This window comes from Paenibacillus sp. UNC451MF, assembly GCF_000686845.1.
In the GTDB taxonomy this organism is placed as follows: Bacteria; Bacillota; Bacilli; order Paenibacillales; family NBRC-103111; genus Paenibacillus_S.
Genome location: NZ_JMLS01000031.1, coordinates 30,487 through 53,211, shown reverse-complemented (window position 1 = coordinate 53,211; position 22,725 = coordinate 30,487). Strand labels below are relative to the sequence as shown.

20 protein-coding genes are annotated in these 22,725 nt (G+C 45.5%); 14 read left to right on the top strand and 6 right to left on the bottom strand.

The genetic code is table 11. The features are described from left to right. The first annotated feature begins 68 nt into the window (after positions 1 to 68). The 5 genes from BP97_RS0126495 (at position 69) to BP97_RS0126475 (ending at position 4,233) form a co-directional block, all read left to right on the top strand. Complete coding sequence (locus BP97_RS0126495) at positions 69 to 959, top strand: cytochrome c oxidase assembly protein (protein ID WP_231506436.1); 891 nt, start codon at positions 69 to 71, stop codon at positions 957 to 959. Between the two features lie 25 nt (positions 960 to 984). Continuing rightward, complete coding sequence (locus BP97_RS0126490) at positions 985 to 1,440, top strand: DUF420 domain-containing protein (protein ID WP_028551816.1); 456 nt, start codon at positions 985 to 987, stop codon at positions 1,438 to 1,440. A gap of 357 nt (positions 1,441 to 1,797) precedes the next feature. After that, entirely contained in the window at positions 1,798 to 2,472 is a 675-nt protein-coding gene (locus BP97_RS0126485; RefSeq protein WP_028551815.1) for a response regulator transcription factor, read from the top strand. After that, complete coding sequence (locus BP97_RS0126480; RefSeq protein WP_028551814.1) at positions 2,469 to 3,827, top strand: HAMP domain-containing sensor histidine kinase; 1,359 nt, start codon at positions 2,469 to 2,471, stop codon at positions 3,825 to 3,827. The genes BP97_RS0126485 and BP97_RS0126480 overlap by 4 nt, the downstream gene beginning before the upstream one ends. A gap of 217 nt (positions 3,828 to 4,044) precedes the next feature. Continuing rightward, positions 4,045 to 4,233 (top strand): hypothetical protein, encoded by a 189-nt coding sequence (locus BP97_RS0126475; protein WP_028551813.1) that lies wholly within the window; start codon positions 4,045 to 4,047, stop codon positions 4,231 to 4,233. A 67-nt stretch (positions 4,234 to 4,300) separates the two neighbouring features. Here the strand turns inward: BP97_RS0126475 and BP97_RS0126470 are convergent, their stop codons facing one another. Beyond that, positions 4,301 to 4,810 carry a PCYCGC motif-containing (lipo)protein gene (locus BP97_RS0126470; protein WP_028551812.1) on the bottom strand — a complete coding sequence of 170 codons (510 nt, stop codon included), beginning with the start codon at positions 4,808 to 4,810 and terminating at the stop codon, positions 4,301 to 4,303. 532 nt (positions 4,811 to 5,342) lie between these two features. On the opposite strand from BP97_RS0126470, the gene BP97_RS0126465 reads away from it, so the two are divergent. From BP97_RS0126465 to BP97_RS0126450, 4 genes are all read left to right on the top strand, one after another. Next, positions 5,343 to 6,365 carry a redoxin domain-containing protein gene (locus BP97_RS0126465; RefSeq protein ID WP_028551811.1) on the top strand — a complete coding sequence of 341 codons (1,023 nt, stop codon included), beginning with the start codon at positions 5,343 to 5,345 and terminating at the stop codon, positions 6,363 to 6,365. Positions 6,366 to 6,557: 192 nt separating this feature from the next. Further along, complete coding sequence (locus tag BP97_RS0126460; protein WP_028551810.1) at positions 6,558 to 7,961, top strand: NAD-dependent malic enzyme; 1,404 nt, start codon at positions 6,558 to 6,560, stop codon at positions 7,959 to 7,961. Between the two features lie 207 nt (positions 7,962 to 8,168). Further along, positions 8,169 to 8,516 (top strand): hypothetical protein, encoded by a 348-nt coding sequence (locus tag BP97_RS0126455; protein ID WP_028551809.1) that lies wholly within the window; start codon positions 8,169 to 8,171, stop codon positions 8,514 to 8,516. A gap of 127 nt (positions 8,517 to 8,643) precedes the next feature. After that, a complete protein-coding gene (locus BP97_RS0126450; protein WP_028551808.1) occupies positions 8,644 to 9,375 on the top strand; it encodes a ZIP family metal transporter in 732 nt (243 codons plus the stop codon). Between the two features lie 101 nt (positions 9,376 to 9,476). Here the strand turns inward: BP97_RS0126450 and BP97_RS37540 are convergent, their stop codons facing one another. After that, positions 9,477 to 10,862 carry an alpha-glucosidase/alpha-galactosidase gene (locus BP97_RS37540; protein WP_036746583.1) on the bottom strand — a complete coding sequence of 462 codons (1,386 nt, stop codon included), beginning with the start codon at positions 10,860 to 10,862 and terminating at the stop codon, positions 9,477 to 9,479. 135 nt (positions 10,863 to 10,997) lie between these two features. Here BP97_RS37540 and BP97_RS0126440 point away from each other — a divergent pair, with 135 nt between their 5' ends. Next, complete coding sequence (locus tag BP97_RS0126440; protein ID WP_197035543.1) at positions 10,998 to 11,894, top strand: helix-turn-helix domain-containing protein; 897 nt, start codon at positions 10,998 to 11,000, stop codon at positions 11,892 to 11,894. Positions 11,895 to 11,989: 95 nt separating this feature from the next. On the opposite strand, the gene BP97_RS0126435 is transcribed toward BP97_RS0126440, so the two are convergent. Then, the gene (locus BP97_RS0126435; protein WP_028551806.1) at positions 11,990 to 14,302 is read right to left on the bottom strand and encodes a helix-turn-helix domain-containing protein; all 2,313 of its coding nucleotides are present in this window, start codon (positions 14,300 to 14,302) and stop codon (positions 11,990 to 11,992) included. Between the two features lie 182 nt (positions 14,303 to 14,484). On the opposite strand from BP97_RS0126435, the gene BP97_RS0126430 reads away from it, so the two are divergent. The 4 genes from BP97_RS0126430 (at position 14,485) to BP97_RS0126415 (ending at position 19,880) form a co-directional block, all read left to right on the top strand. Then, positions 14,485 to 16,017: an extracellular solute-binding protein gene (locus BP97_RS0126430; protein WP_028551805.1), complete on the top strand. Its 1,533-nt coding sequence runs from the start codon at positions 14,485 to 14,487 to the stop codon at positions 16,015 to 16,017. Between the two features lie 361 nt (positions 16,018 to 16,378). Continuing rightward, positions 16,379 to 17,911 carry an extracellular solute-binding protein gene (locus BP97_RS0126425; protein WP_028551804.1) on the top strand — a complete coding sequence of 511 codons (1,533 nt, stop codon included), beginning with the start codon at positions 16,379 to 16,381 and terminating at the stop codon, positions 17,909 to 17,911. Positions 17,912 to 18,026: 115 nt separating this feature from the next. Further along, entirely contained in the window at positions 18,027 to 18,980 is a 954-nt protein-coding gene (locus BP97_RS0126420) for an ABC transporter permease (RefSeq protein WP_028551803.1), read from the top strand. Positions 18,981 to 19,007: 27 nt separating this feature from the next. After that, positions 19,008 to 19,880, top strand: a complete 873-nt coding sequence (locus tag BP97_RS0126415; RefSeq protein WP_028551802.1) for a carbohydrate ABC transporter permease — start codon at positions 19,008 to 19,010, stop codon at positions 19,878 to 19,880. A gap of 149 nt (positions 19,881 to 20,029) precedes the next feature. On the opposite strand, the gene BP97_RS0126410 is transcribed toward BP97_RS0126415, so the two are convergent. From BP97_RS0126410 to BP97_RS0126400, 3 genes are all read right to left on the bottom strand, one after another. Then, positions 20,030 to 20,848, bottom strand: coding sequence for an SPL family radical SAM protein (locus BP97_RS0126410; RefSeq protein WP_028551801.1), 819 nt, complete (start codon positions 20,846 to 20,848; stop codon positions 20,030 to 20,032). A 130-nt stretch (positions 20,849 to 20,978) separates the two neighbouring features. After that, positions 20,979 to 21,380: a PepSY domain-containing protein gene (locus BP97_RS39855; protein ID WP_051620993.1), complete on the bottom strand. Its 402-nt coding sequence runs from the start codon at positions 21,378 to 21,380 to the stop codon at positions 20,979 to 20,981. A 174-nt stretch (positions 21,381 to 21,554) separates the two neighbouring features. Further along, positions 21,555 to 22,523 carry an aldolase catalytic domain-containing protein gene (locus BP97_RS0126400; protein ID WP_028551800.1) on the bottom strand — a complete coding sequence of 323 codons (969 nt, stop codon included), beginning with the start codon at positions 22,521 to 22,523 and terminating at the stop codon, positions 21,555 to 21,557. Between the last annotated feature and the right edge of the window lie 202 nt (positions 22,524 to 22,725).

The window sequence follows — 22,725 nt, the reverse complement described above, 5'->3', positions numbered from 1 at the left end:
GCGCTATTTTTCACAAATTAGTAACAATCCAAATTTTGACTTCATTAGCCAAGAAAGGAGAGGTTAGCATGAATACAGATCCAATGGGACAGATGGGGCATGGAGGGCATGGTGCGACTGCAGATTTTGCCACATTATGGAGCCCAGCTCTGCTGCTTATTCTTGTTGTCATCGGATGGTTGTACGGATTAGCCGTCAATCGCTGGCGCCATCGGTTTGCAGAGTCAGAGCCTGTTTCGATAAAGCATCAGTTGTACTTTTATACTGGCTTGCTAATGTTCTATATAGCGGAGGGAAGTCCACTAAGCTATTATGGGCATCACTTCAGCTTCAGTGCTCATATGTTTCAACAGTCGATTCTTTACTTGGTAATGCCTCCGGTGGTGCTATTGGGTATTCCGGGATGGCTGATTCGCCCGCTGTTTAAACGGCCGAGTATTCACAGGATCATGTATGGATTGACGTCCCCATTGGTTTCGTTGTTCGTGTTTAACATGGTATTCTCCTTTTATCATATACCCATGATCATGGACACGCTGATGGCTAATCCATTGCTCCATGATATGTACAATACCGTGTTTTTACTTGCTGCGTTCCAAATGTGGTTCCCTGTGTTTTGTCCTCTGCCTGAATACAGCCGGATGACGGAGCTTAAGAAAATGGCTTACATTTTCGTTAATGGGATCCTGCTAACACCGGCATGTGCTCTTATCATTTTTGCAGGTGAGCCTATGTATGCGAATTACGAGGGTGTATCCGAGCAATACTTGTATATGTCGATTTTGAACGATCAGCAGCTGGGCGGCGTCATTATGAAGATTGTCCAGGAAATTGTTTATGGTGCGGCATTAGCCTACATTTTCTTCCGCTGGTATCGCAGAGAACGGCAGGAGGAAGAAGAAGAAGATTTGCAGAATGAGTCGTTCGCTCATTCTTCGGTCAATGCAAACCGGGCCTGATTAAGGAAGATGAGGTGGAGCGAGAATGCATATATTGCCGACGATCAGCACGTCGTTTATTGTTATTAGTGCTATTTTTGTAGCCTTCGGTTGGAGACAAATCTTAAAGGGAAACCGTAAAGGGCATGAGAAGTTGATGCTCTGGGGAGCCGGTTTTGCCCTGGCCTTTTTCATCATTTATGTATCACGGACCATCTTTGTAGGTAACACGACTTTCGGAGGACCGGAGTCGTTGAAGCTGGCGTACCATCTGTTCCTCTTTTTCCATATTACTTTGGCTACGTTAGCCGGTGTTTTTGGAGTGATTACTCTGCTTCACGCTTTCAATAAAAGGTTTGCGAAGCATAAGAAGATCGGACGCTGGACGGCGGTTATGTGGCTGATTACAGCTCCAACGGGTGTCATTGTCTACGTTCTTCTGTACGTTCTGTACCCAGGCGGAGATACTAAACCGATGATTGATGCGATCTTGGGACTTTAATCTTTATAAATAAAGAGACTTCGTTTAAGAATGGAGTTCTAAGATTGATATGAAACCTATGATCCAGATGCTCGCAGAAGGCGGGAGGTGAAGTATCCCCTGTAGGAGCGATAGCGTCCGCCTTTGTTATCGGGAAAATACAGCTATAAGACGAATAAATTCAAAATTTCCCGATAACAACAGCGGCCGGAAGGGGGTACTCCACCGGCGTATACTAGCAATATTTCAAGCTCTTCTGGTTTCACGATACTATGACTTCGTTCAAAGAACGAAGTCTTTTTTTTGCCTTCATTCATCCGTTCCTGCAACATGGATATACTATGGACAGAACATGCCATTCAGGGGAGGAAGATGGTTATGGCTAATATACTGGTTGTGGATGATGATCGGCATATCGTAAAGCTGATGACCTTATTCTTGGAACGGGAAGGCTGGGTCACAAGGGAAGCGTACAACGGGAAGGAAGCATTAGCTCGGCTGGAGAAAGAACGGATGGATCTCGTGGTGCTTGATATTATGATGCCTGAGATGGACGGTTGGGAGCTATGCCAGGAAATTAAAGCACATTACGACATTCCGGTACTTATGGTTACTGCCCAAGGGGAAACCGGTCAAAAAGTAAAAGGCTTCCAGCTAGGAACCGATGATTATTTGGTGAAACCTTTTGATCCAATAGAGCTTGTCCTTCGAGTAAGAGCGCTGCTGAAGCGTTATAAAATTGCAGCCTCCCATGTCGTACACATTGGAGAGGTACTGCTAGATCAATCTTCTCATGAAATGAAGCTTGGAGACGACACGGTCGTGCTGCCGCTTAAGGAATTTGAGCTGTTGTTTAAATTAGCCAGCTATCCTGGACAAATATTTACAAGAGAACAACTCATCCAGCAAATATGGGGAATTGATTATGAGGGAGACGAGAGGACGGTAGATGTTCATATCAAAAGATTGAGAGAACGATTCCATATGGAAAGCGTCTCATTCAAGATTAGCACAATTCGCGGTCTGGGTTACCGGTTGGAGATGAAGGAATGATAAAGTCTCTCTACACACGAGTGGTGGTAGCTTTTATCGTTGCAGTTATAATTGGTTTGGTCGGTTCCTTCCTTGTTACGAACCAGATGTTTGAGCAGCAAATGCAGGATTGGATGAGAGAGGATACGAGCCGCTCTGCGGAGGGAATGATTGATATTTTATCTGAAACGGAGCAGGAGCGATGGCAGGGAATAGTGCAGCATTTTGCAGAGATGAAGTCGTCATTTATTAGCATTTATGACGCCTCTGGCAAAAGGCTGGTGAGCTCTTCGAACTCTATTATGGTTTCCAATGATCAGGTGAAGCAGGTTTTCACCGAGAATTCGTATCAAGCTTTCTTGGACAAACAGAACCGTGAGCTGCCGGGATGGCTTATGGGGTTTCCTTTGAAGCGAGAAGGCGAAGCTTTCGTACTCTTTATTCAGCCGAACTATACGACAATAAGCCATTCGATTAAAAATACGATTCAAATCAACCTCCTCATTGTTTTAGTCCTGGGAGGATTGGTTATGGTCGTGGCAGCAAGGTATTTGGTGAAACCGCTAAATATGTTGACCAAGGCGACGCGAGAGCTGGCCAAAGGCAATTTCAACGTTCAAATGAATTTGAAGCGTAATGACGAGATCGGAATTTTGACTCAAAGCTTCGATGAAATGACAGATGAGCTCAAGCAGCTGGAACATATGCGACAGGACTTCGTATCCAATGTTTCTCACGAGATTCAATCGCCATTGACCTCGATTATCGGTTTTACGAAGGCATTAAAGAACAGTGCGATGCCTTCTGACGAACGATTGTATTATTTGGATATTATCCAATCCGAAAGTGAGCGTTTATCACGTTTAAGCGATAACTTATTGAAGCTGGCCTCACTGGAATCCAAACATCATCCATTTCAAATATCAACGTATCGTCTGGATGAGCAAATTCGCCATGTTGCGGTCGTGTGTGAGCCTCAATGGAGCGCAAAGCAGCTTCATCTGGAATTAAATTTACCCAAAACGGTCATAGCGGCTGATCAGGACTTGCTCAATCAGGTATGGATCAATCTGCTAGGAAACAGCATCAAATTTACTCCAGAAGGCGGCATGATTGGAATAAGAATGACGGCAGAGGTACACCAAGTCAAAGTAGTGATTGCTGATTCAGGAATAGGTATCCCGGAAGCGGAGCTGTCGATGATTTTTCACCAGTTTTATAAAGCTGACCGTTCTCGCACGGGTACAGCGGAAGGGAATGGATTGGGATTGTCCCTTGTAAGGAAAATCGTATCGATGCATAAAGGAACGGTTACTGTGAGCAGTAAAGTAGAAGAGGGAACCTCTGTTACGGTTATACTTCCTAGTTCAGTGTAATGAGCATATCCAGTTGAACAGTCAACATTTGGATCAATGGCGCTGGACAAAAGCATGGCTTGTTCAAGCCTAATTATATCTTTGGAGAGGAATGACTGAGGAATGCTGCTGTCATAGACTCTATAAAATGGATACGTACCGTAGTATATGAATCTAGTCATAGTTTTATATAATTCATATAATATACCATCTCCAGAAGAAAAAGGAGGTGGCGAGTATGGATTCTTCTTCTATTATTTCTATCATTGAAAGATTATCACTTGGTCAAACTATTAGAGTGTTTTTTGACAATACTTCTGTAACTGGAAAGTTCCAAGGATTAAAAGGCTGCACTATACAAGTCGTTTCATCCGTTGGCAATAGTTTTTATATCCCTGTACAGAATATATTATCTATCGTATTGTAATGAAACTAAAAGAGGCGAACGAGGCTGGTTCCTCGTCCGCTTCTTTTTTGTTTTTACATATCGTAGATTAAGCAGGCTTTGGAGTATCCGTAGGCTTGGCATAGCCTTTTTGATACTTCTGATCGATGTAGGAACGGATTTCTTTGGCAGATTTGCCATCCTGCTTCATTCTTGCCGATGTTACTGCAATCTCCAGACAGACACCGCAGCGTGTTCCGTGATCATCCCATACGACGCTGCCGTCCTGCTTGATTTCTTTGATGAAGCAGTTTTTATTGCTTGTGTGTCCCGCGCTTTCCCCGCAACCACAATAGCATGGAATCCATTGCAGAAGATCAGAGACAGATGCCGCCACCTGATAGGCCTGCTTGATTTCTGGCCGCTGCTTGTCAAGGAATGTAGGGAGTTTCGTGATACCGGAAGTAGTTTCTTGCAAATCGCCGTTAGGGGCGTGCTGCTGGTGAGAGGCTTGGGGAGCCATAGCCGTCGTTGATTTACCGGCGGATGAGCCGCAGGCTGATAGAAGAAACGATAAAGCGACCATTCCGGTTAAAGGAATCAAGGCATTGAATTTCATAGAGATTACCCCCAAAAGCAAATGGTTTTTAAGTATTATTATACCATACATGGGTATAGAATATTCTATCCACAATGACAGCTTCATGAACAGCTTTTACGCAACGGAGATTAGGGCTTTTCAAAGCATTTAAAGGAACTCTATAATGGATATTTAGGTAAATATTAGGTAATAAGGGTTGGTGTAGAATGGAATGAATATGACATTTAATGTTAGCTGGAAATTGAATAAAGCTCCAGTTAGAGACATTCATGTTTGAATTCCTTGAAGAGTGCTGTTTAGGCAAAAATACGATAATAAGAGAGGGTGCAAGCAGCTTTTTCATGCAATGAATATAATTCATAGAGGCTCAAGTGCTACTTTCAAACCCTTGTAAAGTAAATTGCCACAGACATAAGGATAAAGATTGCGAAGATTTATCATCTGGCCCCCCTATAAGAGAGTTCTATATGGTGTGTAAAAAGACTTGATTTGACATGTCCAATCATCCGATAGACAATGAACATAGGCTAGGGTTAGGAGGTAGCGGAATTTGAATACATGGACGTTGGGGCCATTGGTTGTGTCAGGCCAGGTTCTGATCGTTGCGGCTGCCGTGGTTGCAGCTTATGCTGTCATGAGATTAAGGCTGCGGAGTGCCTTGCCTAAAGGAACAGGTTACGAAAGGCCGTTTGAAGCAATACTGATCTGGTTTTTGATATGGAAGCTAAGCGTGATCCTGTTTCAGTCTCAAAATGTATTGAATGAACCGAGAACGCTGTTGTATTTTAGCGGAGGTGTTAAGGGAGCTTGGCTAGCCACACTGCTTGCAGCAGGCTATGTATGGTATAAAGACCGCGCGTCGCCAATTCGTGCTGTTTATATAGATTCGTGGCTTGTCTCAATAATTTCTGGTTATACGATATATCGAATGTTGGAAGTCGCTTTCTTAGAAGGGAATATTACCACGAATGCTGTTATCGCTGTGCTTGGTATAGGGACTGTAGTCCTTGGATGGATGAGAGAGCCTCAAGCGGGACGCAGCAGGATGCAGACATTGTTTCTCTCTTTTGTCATAATGCATGCATTGCTAAGTGCGGTTGCCTCAAACACATGGGATAAATCCGGTTGGGGAAGCCAGGCAGCGAGCGAAATAGGCATTGGTATCGGTCAAATAGCTCCTGATTTCGAATTAACGACACTCGAAGGGACCAAGGCCAAGCTGTCGGATTACAAAGGGAAAAAGGTGCTGATCAACTTCTGGGCAACCTGGTGTCCGCCTTGCAGGGTAGAGATGCCGGTCATGCAACAATTTTATAGCGAATACAAGGATAAGAACGTCGTTATTTTATCTGTCGACGCAACGCATACGGAGGCTAGCCAAACGGTGGTGGCATCTTTCCAGAGGCATTGGGGGCTCACGTTTCCCCTAGTATTGGATGTGGATGGACAAGTGGGGAAAACTTATCAAGTATCCGCATATCCGGCAACGTATGTGCTGGACGAACAGGGAGTAATCCGTAAAAAGCATCAAGGTGCAATGGACGAAGATATGTTGAAAAAAGCGGTTCGGTAGTTTGTATTTGCTTTAACTTAGATTAGAATTCAACTGATTTTTGTAGCATGTAGATCTTCTCATAGAAGTTAAGAAATGAAAGCGGATAAATTTTTTATTGCAAAAATAAAAGTATGCGTGATATGATTTGGAATATTGAAATTCATTATATGGAAATAAGTTCATAATATCGAACTCAGGGAGGCATTTTTTATGGCCAATACAAGTATCATTTTACGGGTGGAGCTGACGCACGGAGAAGTGACATTCGGTGACGTAGCTGCAGCAATAAGCTATGCAGGAGGAGATGTAACCTCGATCGACGTTATACGTGTCGGCAAGGAATCATCTGTTCGGGACATCACGGTGGATGTCCAGGACTCTGCGGAGGCGCAAGTCGTTCAAGGCATTAAACAGCTGTCGGGAATTAAGCTGATCAACGTATCCGACCGGACCTTTTTGGCGCATTTGGGTGGGAAAATCTCGGTTACTCCGAGCATGCCGATCAAAAACCGCGACGACTTGTCCCGTGTGTATACACCAGGCGTAGCTCGCGTATGTACCGCTATCCATGAGAACCCCAATAAAGCGTACTCCCTTACCATCAAGCGGAACACAGTAGCCGTTGTTACAGATGGAACAGCCGTATTAGGTCTTGGCGATATCGGACCGGAAGCTGCTGCCCCAGTTATGGAAGGGAAAGCAATGCTGTTCAAGCAATTGGCTGGAGTAGACGCTTTTCCGATTTGCTTGGATACCAAGGATACAGAGGAAATTATCCGTACCGTTAAAGCTATGAGCCCGATTTTCGGTGGCATTAACTTGGAGGATATCAGCTCGCCGCGTTGCTTCGAGATCGAATCGAGATTGGAGCAAGAGCTTGATATTCCAGTATTCCACGACGATCAGCACGGAACGGCAGTCGTAATGATGGCGGGTCTCTTGAATGCGTTGAAGGTAGTAGGAAAGCCGATTGAAAACATCCGTGTTGTAGTTAACGGAATTGGCGCAGCAGGCGTCTCGGTCTGCAAAATGCTCTTGGCAGCAGGAGTAGGCAGACTTGTCCCTGTTGACCGTGACGGTGCGATTGTCCAAGGCGGTACTTATGAACAGCCTATGTGGCAGTGGCTTGCACAACAGCCGCAGGTTGAATCGAAGGCAGGAGTCTTGGAAGACGTAATCCAAGGAGCAGACGTATTCATCGGCGTATCGCGTGCAGGCTTGTTGAAAGTACATCACGTACAATCGATGGCTAAAGATCCGATTGTATTTGCACTTGCTAACCCGCAGCCGGAAATCGATCCGGAAGTGGCACAGCCTTACGTGCGTGTTATGGCAACAGGAAGAAGCGACTATCCGAATCAGATCAATAACGTTCTGTGCTTCCCAGGTATTTTCCGTGGAGCGCTCGACTGCCGCGCACGTCGAATCAATGAAGAGATGAAGCTGGCTGCAGCTCGCGCTATCGCCTCGGTTGTGAGTGATGCGGAGCTGAATGAGCTGTATGTCATTCCGAGTATTTTTAACGAGCATGTTGTAACGAATGTGCGTCATGCCGTAATTGAAGCAGCTATCGGAACTGGCGTAGCACGCCGTATCCCGCCGGATTTCCGGTAATAGCCCGGCCAGTGCTGGCTGCGCTCATAGATGGATGGAGGACCTCCCTGTCAGGGAGGTCTTTTTTTGACTGAAGATTTAGCCAAGTGACGATAAGTCTTTCCTAATCCCAAGTTAATTCCCTATGGTTAAAAAAATTGCAATAAAGAAACATTAAGTATACAAGCTGAAATAACCATAGTTAGCATAAGGAAGGAGCCATAACTAATGATTGTCGTTTATGGCATTGGGCTGCTTTTAGCGGGGTTATTCGCAATCAATGCAGTGTTAGCTTACCAAGCGAAGCATATCGAGCCTTTGTTTTGGTCTACGTTTTATTACCAGCTCAAGCTGCTGCCGTTGCTTTTTGCGACGAATTTGATGATAGGTTACGGGATCAAATATTGCTACAAATCATTTGGGAGCTTGACGGTAGCACTCAGCTTGTCCAAATGTTTGGAAATTTTGATTTGCGTCGTGATGGGATACTGGTTTCTCAAAGAAATACCGACCTGGAAAACATACCTGGGTCTAGCCGTCATTGCCGGGGGTTTTATCATTACTAAATGGAAGTAGACCTACTCAACTCCGATAGAGGGAGAATCCCAATCCAAGAGGGGGACAAGACAGCTTGCTGGTCTTTTTTTCATGCTTGTACATATGATGATAAGGGTCTGATATGTCTCATATGGAGTTGGTTCGGATGGAACAAATGGCGCTAAGCGGTATCATCGCTTCATTATGCACGGTGCTCGGGGCTATCCCCGCGCTGCTGTTCAAGCATGTATCGCACAGCAGAAGAGACAGTCTTCTCGCGTATACGGCAGGCATTATGGTAGCCGCATCGACATACAGTCTTATTCCTTCCGCATTGAAGCTCTCCAATCTGTGGGTGCTCGCTGCAGGAATATTGGCAGGAACAGCCGTATTAACCCTTATGGAAAAAGCAATTCCGCATACGGAACCTGCTCATTCCTCAGGCAAGCAGGCCATGCAGGACAAGTCTTTATTCTTTTTGCTTGCTATGGGCTTACATAACTTGCCGGAAGGACTTTCTGTCGGGGTTAGCTATGCGAGTGAACACCCGGATTTGGGACCTCTCGTTTCGTTTGCCATCGGTTTGCAAAATGTGCCGGAAGGATTCTTGATCGCTCTGTTCCTTATTTCCCATCAGGTCGGCAAATGGAAAGCGGTTTTGTTTGCTTCGGGTACAGCCTTAGTGGAGCTTGCCGCCTGCTTCGCAGGATTTCATTTTACATCACGGATGGGCAATGTCGTTCCATATGGGCTTGCCTTTGCAGCAGGCGCCATGCTTTATGTCGTATACAAGGAGCTCATACCTGAAAGCCATGGGGACGGTCATGAAAGACCGGCCACCTTCGCGTTCATTGCAGGTCTGCTGACGATGATCGGCTTGACACATGGGATTCGTTAAAAGAGATAAAGTGAATAAACAAGCTGACTTCATTAGATGGAAGTCAGCTTTTGTTTTGGTTGCAGCGATTACTGGAGCTTATATAAAAAGACTTACCGCCATTATTTATTAATGAAATTAAGCTTTCCGCCATCCGGCTGCGGAATGTCCTTCCATGTACGATTTTCCCCATTAAATTGCGGCAGCCAAGGAGCTAATGCTTCGAACATGTCATCGCATAATCGCCACACTTCATCTGTAGTACAGACGGCAGCGGTCAGCGGATCATGCAGAACCGCCTGCTTAACCAGCTCGCGATTGCCAGTCAAAGCCGCTTCGACTGCCATTTCCTGCACACTGATGCTTGTGCGGCAGGTTGCTGCACAAGCGAGCGGTAGCGATCCAATGAACGTTGGCTGGATACCGCTGCGATCTACATAGCAGGGGATTTCTATCGTGCTCTGCTCCGGCAGATTGGTAATCAGGCCTTCGTTACCGATGTTGAAATGGCCTCGATATACGCGTCCTGTTTCTAGCGCTTCAAGTATATAGGAGCCGTGTTCTTCTGAACGTTGGCCCAGAGGTATCGATTCCAATTCTCCACTAAGCCACTTCGGATAGTTTTCTTTATATTCATCGCCGCGGCTCAGACAATGGTTTAGATAGCCCCCGGTTTCTCCACCGATCCATGTATCGGGATATATCCATTGAGCTGTCGCTTCCGGCCGTTTGCGATACCACGGCAAATACTCGCTTAGATGTCCGTTCGACTCCGTCGAGAAATAGCCGAAGCGGCGCAGCACATCGATGCGGCATGGCTCCCTAAGGGCAATATCGGGATGCTTCTCCATTGCAGGAAGAATATCGGACAGCAAGCTATGTCCTTGATGCGACACTTGGACGAACCAGGTTTGATGGTTAATTCCTGCTGCTGTGTAATCGACCTCGTGCCTTGGCAGCCCGAGCGCTTTGGCGATGAGCGAATGGCTGTGCTGAACGCCATGGCACAGTCCGACAACCTTAATGCCGCCGGCGCGGCGAACCGCCCATGTATTCATAGCCATGGGATTGGAATAATTGAGAAGCAGTGCATTCGGAGCGACCTCACGCATATCGCGGGCGATATCCAGCAGCACCGGAATCGTACGCAGCGCGAAGAAAACGCCCCCTGGCCCCAGTGTGTCTCCTACACATTGATCGACACCGTAGCGGAGTGGAATTTCAATGTCGTGGCGGAACGCCTCGAGTCCTCCAACACGCGCGGTGCAGAACACATAATCTGCTCCGGTCAGCGCTTCTCGCTGATTGGTCGTCGCGTGGATAACCGCTGGCAGATTGTTCTTCTCAATCATATGCCGACACAGACTGGCGGCCATCTGCAAGCTTTCCTCGTTAATATCCATGAAACGAAATTGCGCATCTTGAAATTCTTCCACCGCTAAAATATCCATAACCAACCTGCGGGTAAATCCTATGCTTCCTGCACCGACCATAGCAATTTTTAACATAATAAAAGTCCTCCTATCCGACATTTAAAGTATAAATGCATTGATCTTCGTTGACTTGTGTATTGGACAGTTACATAATAAAACAAAGAAAAAAGGCTTACAATGATAACATATTATCGAAAGGATGATACTATATTGCTCAATTATCATGAGGCTTGTGAACGCTCGAGCTTCGGGTTCAAGTACTTAAGCAGCGCGGAGCTGCCCATTCGACTCATCAATATCGGATGGGATCGAGTGAACTCAACTGACTATCGTTGGAACGGGCGGGAGCGTGGAGGGGGCTTCGTCGTATTTCAATATACGCTGTCGGGACGAGGGATGCTGAGGGATGGAGATACGCTCTATTCGCTGCCTAAGGATACGGGCTTTATCACGATGATTCCAAGCGATCAGGAGTATTACTTTCCTGTGGAAGAGGAAGAGTGGGAATTTCTTTACATCGTCGTCAATGGAGCGGATGCTCTAAATCATTTCACGGATATCGCAAAAAAAATGGGAACGGTGCTCTCGTTTCGCGAATATAGGGAGCCTCTTGCGATATTAAGCCGATTGTATGCAGACGTATATCGGGATCCTCAGCTGGATAAATATAAGATTTCTTCTAGACTGTACGAGCTGTTAATGTCCCTGCATCGGCTGGCAGAGGGGAGGGACATTGTACGTGCCCCTCAGGATATGCCTGATTCTATCCGGGCTGCTATTAAATTGATGAAATCGAAATATGCCAGTGATGTATCTATCGATGATTTGGCTGAGGCTGCGGGTCTCAGTAAATTTCATTTTTGCCGGCAGTTCACGAAGAAAACGGGCTTGAAGCCCAATCAGTATTTGCGGAAAATCCGAATCGAACAGGCGGCGTGGCTGCTAAGGCATACGGACAAGACGGTTGAGATGATCGGCAAGGAAGCGGGCTTCGAGTATACAAATTATTTTATTAAGGTGTTCCGTTCCTTTGTCGGAGCGACGCCAAATGAATACCGACTGGGGAAGACCGGCGATCCCGTCTATTTTTTAAGGATTGAGCCTTAATTAATAGGGGGCACAAAGCGAAATAAGCAAAGCGCACCGATTCTTAGACGGGTTGCTTTGCTTATTTGCTTCTCGCGCAGTGTGAAGCGCTGGATTCATGCTTGATTTTTCCGGAAGCTTTCCCGATATTGCCCTGGGGTCATACCCTCCTGCTTTCGGAAAAAGCGGTTGAAGTTTTGCGGTTGATATTGCAGCCTTTGAGCGATGTCCTTGATAGGCATATCCGTTTCGATCAACCATTTTTTAGCCATTGTGATTCGGAAGGCGGTAAGATAATCACTGAAGGTCTGACCGGTTTCCTTCCGAAAAACGCTGCTCAAATAATTGGCGTTGTAATGAAGATCCGCAGCACATTGCTCAATAGTCAGATCGGTGTCGAACTCCTTATGAATGCGGTCGAGCACTGTCTCCGATATGCTTTGGTACTGAGAATCCAACCGCTCACGGAAAATCCGGATTAACGGCAGGATAAGTCGGGATAAGAACCACTCTTCGATTTCTTTGCCAATGTGGAGTTTATTCAACTCCTCATAGTACGATTCTCCGCCAGGATTTAGCTGGTTTAAGCGAATGCCTGCCTCCTGAATCATAATGAGCAGGTTGTTCAGCAGCCTCATGAAGGGAACCTGGTATTCCTGGGGGGACATCTCGTGCTTGAAAATGATCTGCATCAGAGTTTCAAAATGTTCTATCGCTTTCTGCTCGTCGGCTAGCCGAATGGCATCGAACATTTCGCTCTCGGTGAGCCAAGGATAATCCAGATTCATCTGATGTTTGCCTGCATTCATGTTGGCATAATGAATGATGACGCCGACCCCCAGGTGAATACGGTGTTTCAGTGCCTCCAGTCCCTCACGATAAGCGATGGTCGTATGCTTAAGATCATTGAAAGGAAGGCTGATCCCGATACTTATCTTAAGCTTTAGAATCGTTTGAATTACTTGCTGGAGAGATTCCGTAAGCGAATAGATCCAACGGTTGTATCCCTCAGAATGCTGTTCCGGTTGTCCTACCAGGATAACGAGAGTTTGGTCGATGGAAACCGGAGGCAGACGTAGGCCCTCAGGAATGCTCTCCTCGGTAATATTACTGACAGCAAAGAGCAGCAGGTCCAGATCGTCCTTTTCATAAGACGTATTTTCAAGCGTATCAATCTGTATATTGATGACGGACATGACCTTCCAGCTCTCCAGCTTGTCGCTGAAGCCGAGCTGCTCCGTTTTCTCCATAATATCTTTACGCCGCATCGTACCCTGGAACAGCTTCATAAGGAAGAAGTCCCGCGCTTGTTGGAAGTGGCGGTGAGTTTCCTGCTCCAGCCTGCTCTTGGATAATGACAGGTCCTGCATCATGCTGCCGATCATATCAAATTCATTAAGCCGGGAACCGCTGTTGTGCGCCTCCTTGACGGGGATCTGCTTGATCATACGGCGAATAGGGCTATACATCCGTCTAGAAGAGATCCAGGCGACGGTCATGAACGCTAGAACGATAACAACGCTAATGATAATGGTAAAATTACGAATTTTAACCGATTCCTTGGTAAGACTATCAATGGAAATGATCGACATATAGATCCAATTGTTATAGGAAGAACGCAGATAGGTCGCGGTGTACTTCTTACCGTCCACATCCGTTTGAAATTGGTCCGAGGATTTGCTGAAAATCGCTGGATTTTTAATAAATCCCGTATTGATTGCGTACCTTCCGATCATGGATTGATCATTATGGTAGATGATCCTGTCTTGATCGTCCAAAATCATAACGGTTTCCGATTCCCGCGGCTTGTAGTTCAGAATACCCGGCATGTTGCATGAAGAGATATTCGCAATGGACAAGCCGTACTTATCCAAGTCTTGGGTCGGGAGCTTTTGGACAAGACTGATCGTATAAGGACAAGTGCTAGCATTTGCCTTTTCTTCGCTATAAAACCAAAGGCTCGGATTCAATACCCAGGAGGTCGAGCTCGGGAGCATCATTTGATTGGCAATTTGGGAACGATGAATATATTGATCCATGCGATAAAAGCCTGAATTTTTTAACATCCAGTTTTGTTTCAGATTAACGATAACGACATCCTCCAGATTCGTATAAAACGACTGGGTATTGCTGATTTCCTTGCGAAGATCCTTATAAAGAATGAAGTCTTGCTCGGTAATGGGACGCCGTAGCGCCTCGGACATCACCGTAGAATTGTTCAACTGATCTAAAGCGTGATTCACGGTTTGCAGCGTTTGCTCCACATTAGAGTTCATTTGTGTCAATATTTGCAGCTGCTCTGAGTTAACCTGCTTCTGAATCTCCTTCGAAGATTTCATATAGGAGAAAAAGCCTATAAAAATAACGGGAAGCGTACACAAAATACAGCCGAATAGAGTCATTTTGGTTAAAAAGCTGTATTTTCTCATCGAAATACCTCCCCGTGTGTTAGTTGTAGAGCGTGCCTCCTAATTGTAGCAAGGTTAAAGTTGATAGATCAATGCGTATTCATGACAAATATAACAATAATTCGTCACGACAAGCCAGTTTTTCGACTTTTTTCGTGTATAATGAAATGTTAGAATGAGGTGGAAAGGAGGTTGGGATCCAAATGAACCGTTGGTATGCTACACGTTGGATTCGGTCGATTGCTCTTGTCATTACAGCATTAGTGCTGCTCAGCTCCTGTTCCAAGGGAAGCCACAACGCTGAGACCGTGGTCGATAAACCGGGACTAACCCCAATTAGTATGATGGTACCGCTATTCCAGCCTCAACCGCCCTCGGACGAGCTTATGCGCGAGCTAAACGAAAAGACTGGAGCCGAATTGAATGTTCAATGGATTCAGGATGATATCTATACAAGTAAAATGCTGAATGCGCTGGAGACCAACACCTTAAAACAGGTGACCTATGTCCGGCAGATTGATTATAATTTAGTGAAAAATTCGATTCGCTCCGATATGTTCTGGGATATTGGACCTTATCTTGATTATTATCCGAATTTGAAAACGCTAAGCAAAGAGACGCTGGATGAGACTATGCTGGACGGTAAATATTACGGCTTGTACAATGAGAGGCCGCCCTCCCGTCAAGGAATTATGATCCGCAAGGATTGGCTGGAGCGGTTAAACCTGAAGGAGCCGACTACGATTGATGAGCTTTATCAGGTTATCCAAGCGTTCACCTTGAATGATCCTGACGGCAACGGAAAGCAGGATACCGTCGGAATGATCGACCGCAACGACTTGATTTACGGCGCTTTCAAGACCTTAAGCTCCTATTTTGGTACGCCTAACAATTGGTTGTTGTCCGGAGGTACCTTTATCCCTGATTTTGCGACACCGGAATATATGGACACGATGAATTTTATGAAGAAGCTGTATAGCGAGAATATCATGAATAAAGATTTTCCGGTAGCTAGCAAGCAGGTGCAGCGCTATATGATGATCAGCGGGAAGGCTGGCGTCTATGTGGGCAGTCTTTCCGATGCGCCACGGATGCTGGAGGAGATGAAGCAGGTGAATGCAAACGCCGAATTGACGCTTGCGAACCGTATCCAGGGGCCAAAGGGCTACGGAGTGTGGTCTATCCCCCACTATAGCGGGCTGTTTCTCTTCTCCAAGAAGGCGATTAAAACGCAGGAGGATCTGAAGGCGATTCTTGCGTTCTTCGACAAAACGATGAATAAGGATGTAGCGAATCTGATGCTGTATGGAAAGGAGGGCAAGCATTATATGCTTAAGGACGGACAAGTAGCCGTCCCTCCGGACATGTTTCAGCTTATGAATGCAGAGGTTCGTCCCCTGCTGTCTCTAATGATTGCGAATATAAGTAACCCCAACATTTTGAAGCCGAACGAAAAGGGGCAAGAGCCTATTTTGCAGGAGGTTAATCGTCTTGTTGCCGATAACGAAAGTATCCTTATCCATGATCCGACCGTAGGCTTGTCTTCTTTAACTAATGATGCTCATGGAACCGAATTAGCCTCTATCATGACCAATGCAACCTACAATTATATTCTCGGTAAGATTGATGGCACAGGCTTCCGTAATGAGATTGAGATCTGGAAGAATAAGGGTGGAACTCAAATTATAAAAGAATTGGAAGAGGCTTACAATAAAAGTAAGACTGCTGTCCGATAAATAGATCCATAAGTCTAACCTACCAAACTCCCATTTGGTAGGTTTTTTATTGTTTGAATTTAAACTTGTTTCCGTTATTTCGTGAACGCTATGACCTGAAAATCGGTATCTGCAGCTTGGAAAAGCCTGTTTTTGGCCGTTACAAAAGCGCTGCACAGGGGCTATATCAGGTTAATTTCTGCATATACGATCAGCTCAAACCCGCGCCAATACTGGGTTTATAAGATGTGAGTCAGGGATAATGTACGAAATCTGTAATAGGGGTTACATTATTACTCGACAGACGGAGTAAGCAGCTATGCGAAGCAGTTTATAGAGCACTTTTATAAATAAAATTTATGAAATTGGGGAGGAAGAGAATATGAGAAAGTCTTCAAAAGATTTGAAATGGGTAAGCGCTATTTGTACACTCGCTTTAGTTGGTTCAGTCGTTGCGGGTTGCAGCAGCAGCAAAGGTACGGAAACAAACGGTGCAGCCGCAGGATCCAATGATGACAATAAGCAGCCTGTGAAAATTACGATGATGGCTGATTTACAGACAACTGAGGTGCCTTCGGATAAGCTCGAAAAAATATTGGAAGAAAAAACAAACTCCCAGCTTGAGATTCAATGGGTTCCTGACGGTTCATATGATGAGAAATTTCAAGCGGCTTTCGCAACGGGTTCACTGCCGCAGGTGGTATATCTCAAAAACCAGGCTTCCTTTGTTCTAATGAGAGACGCAATCAAGAACGGTCAATTTTGGGAAATCGGTGCTTATCTGAAAGATTATCCGAATCTGAAAAATTTGGATCCAAAAGTTCTGAAAAACACAGAAGTTGGGGGCAAAATTTACTCCCTGTATCAAGAAAGACAACCAGCTCGCTCCGGTTTAATCTATCGGAAGGACTGGGCGGATAAATTAGGTATTCCAGCTCCTCAAACTGTGGACGATCTTTATAACATGCTGAAGAAATTTAAAGAAGCCGATCTGGCGGGAGGCGGCAAAACGATCCCGTTGGCCGACCGTAATGATTTGGTGTACGGATCGTTCAAAACCGTTTCCATGTACTTCGGCACTCCAAATGGCTGGGGCGTTCAAGATGGCAAGCTGACACCGGATTTCATGAGCAAAGGTTACTTGGATACATTGAAATTTTATAAAAAGCTGCGTGAAGAGGGCTTGATCAACCAAGACTTCCCTGTTACGAGTAAAACGGACCAGCAAAACCTGATGTATACAGGCAGAGCGGGAGTGTACATCGGAACTATGGGCGATGTCAAAACGATGCAAGAGAAAACCGAGAAAAACTTCCCTGAAGCAAAGTTCGATGTAGTAAATGAAATTAAAGATAACACAGGTAAAACTATTACTTGGGGTCTTCCGGGATATGGAACCGTTGTTCTCTTCCCTAAATCTTCCGTTAAAACCGAGAAGGATCTGAAAAGCATCCTGAACGTGATGGATAAATTCTACTCCCCTGAAATTGCTGACCTGTTGAAATTCGGCGTGGAAGGCGAGCATTACACGAAGAAAGACGGCAAAGTATTGCCTTCGACCGACAGCAAGCTTGTAGAGAAAGAAGTAAGACCTTACTTGAACATGGCTTTGTATGAAACAACGAATATTACGCCTTCCTTCTACACATTGCCTGTTGCAGAGAAAGCGAACAATTTGTCCAACGCAGCAGTTAAATTTATGATTACGGATCCAACGGTTGCTCTGGATTCCAAAACATACAACGAGAAAGGCGCAAGACTCCAAGATCAAGTTAAAGATGCAACTTACCAATTCGTAATGGGCAAAATCGATGAAGCTGCTTACCAAACGGCAATTAAGAAATGGCAAAATGACGGCGGTCAAAAAATCATCGATGAATTTAACGAACAGTATAAAAGCAACGGCGGCAAATAAGCTGGTCCCATAAGAGGTGATTAAAGGCAAGGGCTGCTGAGCAGATCGGCAGCCTTAACCTATCTCATTTATTCTCGCATCTCATGATTGCTAACGATAGAAAGGAATGAACCTTATGAATAATACGGCTGCACAGTCTACCGCAGTGATTGTTCCCAAGCCTCAAAGCAGTCTCTGGAAACGGGTCGTTCGCAACCGTTATATTTACTTGATGATATTGCCTGGATTTCTGTATTTTCTAATATTTAAATACATTCCTATGTTCGGACTGATTATTTCGTTCCAGGACTATCAGCCTTATAAAGGGATAATGGGAAGCGAATGGGTCGGCCTAGAGCATTTTAGAAGACTATTTACCGACTCTGAATTTTGGAACATATTCAAAAATACACTGGTTGTGTTTGTCGTCAACATCGTGTTTTATTTTCCGGTACCGATTGTACTGGCGCTTATGCTTAATGAAGTCACTCACTCATATTTCAAACGCGTCGTACAGACGATCGTTTATATCCCTCACTTCTTGTCATGGGTTATCGTTGTATCCATCTCATTCGTTATGCTGACGATGGATGGCGGACTTATTAACGAACTGATTACTTATTTCGGCGGACAGCCGATCAACTTCCTCATGAGTGAGGAGTGGTTTAATCCGATTTACGTCCTTCAAGTAATTTGGAGGGAAGCGGGCTGGGGGACGATCGTTTATTTGGCGGCAATGGCTGCTATTGACCCGGGCTTGTATGAAGCGGCAAGGATGGATGGGGCCGGACGATTCCGTCAAATCTGGCATATTACGATCCCGAGCATTCGTAGCGTTGTTATCGTTCTGCTTATTCTGAAAGTGGGAAGCGTCCTGGATACTAGCTTCGAGCATATTTACCTGCTTCTGAACTCGATGAATAAAAATGTGGCCGAGATTCTTGATACTTACGTTTATACTGCCGGCTTGAAGCAAGGACAATTCAGCTTTAGTACCGCAGTCGGCTTGTTCAAATCCGTCATTGGCCTGATTCTGGTACTGTTCTCCAACTGGTTGGCTAAGAAATTCGGTGAGGACGGAATTTACTAAGCCGTTTACTTCAAAGGAGGCATCAACATGGTTCAAGATAAAACAATGGCCAGCCGATTATTCGACTTTTTTAATATTTTTTTCCTTATTATTGTATCGCTGCTTATGCTTCTGCCGTTCCTTCACGTGGTTATGGGCTCGTTTACTACAGCAGAAGAGATGGCGCGCAAGCCGTTCGTCTTGTTTCCGACTGAATTCACATTGAGTGCTTATCAATATATTTTATCGACGGGAACTCTCTTTAAGGCGTTGGCAGTATCCATTGGCGTTACCGCGGGTGGTACGCTGATCAGTATGTTCTTAACGTCATTAATGGCTTACGGTTTGACAAGAAGAGACCTCGACGGCCGTAAAACCGTTAACCTCATGATCGTGTTCACTATGTTATTCAGCGGTGGTTTGATTCCTTCCTTCCTCGTGGTTAAAAGCATGGGGCTGGTTGACAGCTACCTGGCTATGATTTTGCCAAGTGCGATCAGTGCGTTCAACTTAATCATTTTGCGCAGCTTTTTCCAAGGCTTGCCTGACGGTCTGGAAGAATCAGCGAAGATTGACGGCTGCGGCGATTTCGGTATTTTGTTCAAAATCGTACTGCCTTTATCTCTGCCATCACTGGCCACGATTTCTCTATTCTACGCGGTAAACTACTGGAATTCCTACTTTAGCGCTATCATGTACATCAACGATGCGTCAAAATGGCCGATTCAGGTTCTTCTGCGTCAGATCGTTATTGCAGCGAGCGGTATGGCTGCGGATACGGGTAACGACTTCATTAAGCCGCCTGAGCAGACGATCAAGATGGCTGTAATCGTTGTTTCGACCCTTCCGATTTTGATCGTATATCCATTCCTGCAAAAATATTTCGCTAAAGGTGCTTTGGTCGGTTCCGTTAAAGGTTAATCCTTCCTGGTGTCGGGGGCCGGCTGCGGCTCTCCTTGTGAATCATTGAAGCGAAACGCCCCTGTAAGCTGCCGTTGAGTGGCAAAACTTACAGAGGCGTTTTTGTACTTATTCATTAGGCATGTATAAGAGAGGTATGAGCTAAACCATCATGGCAAAAATCCAGCTTGGCTGACATAGATCCGGTTTTCGGGGAAATGGGCCTTTAGACTGCTCAGTACGCGCTGGTAGGCGTTGCGGTCATACCAATCGGACAAATCGAGCTCCTCGTATATACGGCGAATGCCGAGCCTTTCAGTTCGCTTGCCTAGGCTGCCGTCGCCCATGAAGAAGTCATCGATACATACGCGATCTACGACTTCCGCCAATCGTTCTACGAACTGCTCAGAGGAGGGCAGAACAGGGGAGATAGCAGCTTGAACATCGAGTCCTTCTGCTGAAAGCTGCTTTAATGCCTGTAGTCTTGCCGCCAGGGGCGGAGCTGCAGGAGTGAAGGCGCGTCGTACCGATTCTAGATCGGTCTCGACTGTGATGCTTATGCGTACTCGCTCTTTCAGCTGAAGCAGCAGGTCCACATCCCGCGTAACGAGAGGACTGCGTGTCTGGACGAGCAGGAAGTCGGGCTTCTCTTGCACCATCGTTTCGAGCAGGGAGCGGGTGAGCTGTTCGCGATATTCAACAGGCTGGTAAGGATCTGTACTTGAGGACATGAAGATGGATACCGGCCCTTTGCGGCGCGCCTTGACCAGCTCCTTCGCCAATAGAGCGGCAGCCCCTTCCTTAATATCAACCCAGGTGCCCCAGGGCTCTGACCGAAACTTGGCTACCGGCATTTCACGCACATAGCAATACGAACAGGAAAAAGCGCAGCCGGCATAAGGATTAAGCGTATGGCTGTATCCGGTTAAATAACCGCTGGCTGGGTTAAGCAGCTGCTTGGGGATTTTGCGGGTAAAGGACTGTCGCATAAGTAACACCTCTTTTGCTCTGAGTAGTAAGCTGGAGATCGATAGGAAGTATAATGTATAATGACGTTTGATTCTCAAATTATAACAAAAAAAGCCTTCCGCATCTTTACGAGCTGAAGGCTTTAAAGCATTATTCCATATCTTCAACGGTTTCCATATCATTGTCGGATTGTTCTACTTCGATGACTTGTCCAGTGTTGGCGTCGACTTTGACCTCCATCATTTGAGAATGCTTGTCTTCAATAATTACATTATAAACAACCGTACCGTCCTCAATTTCCAGCATGACCTCTTGAACTTTTCCTGCAACTTTTTTCTTGGCGATACTGACGCTTTGATCTTTAGTAATCTTAGCCTGCTTCCGTAATTCGGTTTGCTCAGCCTCGTCTTGTTCATCGTAATTCATCATTTGTTCCGTCTCTACGTAGGACGAGCTTCCAGCAGGATCTGCTGAGGCAGAGTGTGTCAAGCCTAAGCTTCCTCCGACGATAAGCGTCATTACAGCAGCGGATAGCCATATTTTATTGTTCATTTGAATGCCTCCTTGGAAATTTGTTGTTACTAGCTTTATCATATCCACAAAATATGGGAGCAATCGGCCCGAACACCATGAATTATATGGTAAAAACATGTAAAGCAATGAACAGGTTAACAAAAATAAGACGACTGCTTAAGGCAGTCGTCCCGTGAAGGGTAGTTTAATAAATTAGTCGGAATGGTGATTGGTAGGCATAGCTTCCGGAGAAGTCAGCTTATCATAGAACTCTACATAGTTGTCCTTTTCATTGCTTGCGCGGAGTGCCATAGCTGCACGAGGATGCTCGTTCAATACGCCGGCGATCATGTAAGGAACGATGTAGCCCCATTCTACTTTCTCACGCATAGGAATCAAATGGTTCTCGATCAGGTCAAGTACTGGACGAACTTCGTATCTAGGATTTTTCAAGTGGCTTACGAGCAATTCGGTAGGGCAGTTACCTGCCGCACGACCCATGCCGAATACGGAAGAATCCAGGAATTGAACGCCTTTGCTGGCTCCCATGATCGTGTTCGAGAAAGCAAGCTGCATGTTGTTATGCATATGAAGACCCAATTGCTTCTCAGGAAGCAGACGTTGGAACTTGGCAACGAGGTAATCAATATCGCTGTAATCCATGCTGCCGTAGGAGTCTACAATGTAGACAACGTCAACTGGGCTTTTGTTGATTTCTTCGAACGCTTCAGTCAACTCATTCTCCATAACATGGGAAAGAGCCATAATGTTAATGCTTGTCTCATAACCGTAGCTGTTGAATTTGCGAACCAGCTCCAGCGCTTTATCTACATCCTTGATGTAAGTGGCTACGCGGATCAAATCCAGTTGGCTTTGCTCACGAGGTAAAATGTCGTTCTCGTCTACACGGCCGATATCAACCAAAGCGGACAGCTTAGTATCCGTTTTGGTATGGATAACTTCCTTCAAGAAGTCCTCGTTCAAAAAGCGCCATGGGCCTGCATCGGCACCTTTAAGCAATTTGGCGGAGTTTTTATAGCCGATTTCCATATATTCCACGCCGGCTTCACTTAAGCCTGCATACATATCTTGTACCATTTTAACGCTAAAATCCCAATTGTTGACGAGACCTCCGTCACGAATCGTGCAATCCAAAATTTTGTGGTTCAAACTTCTTGTCATCATAATGTGCTCCTTTTCTCTATGTGGCGGAGTCAGCCCGGCAAAGAAACCGTACGGCGGGCGTTACTAGCCACTTCGTATTACTTCGCAACTTTTAAGCTTTTTAGCTTTCAAGCGGTAAAGTGGTATTTTCTAACCCTATCATTACACATCATTAAGTACTTTGTCAATGATAACAAAACAACGGTCAATTGACAAACAG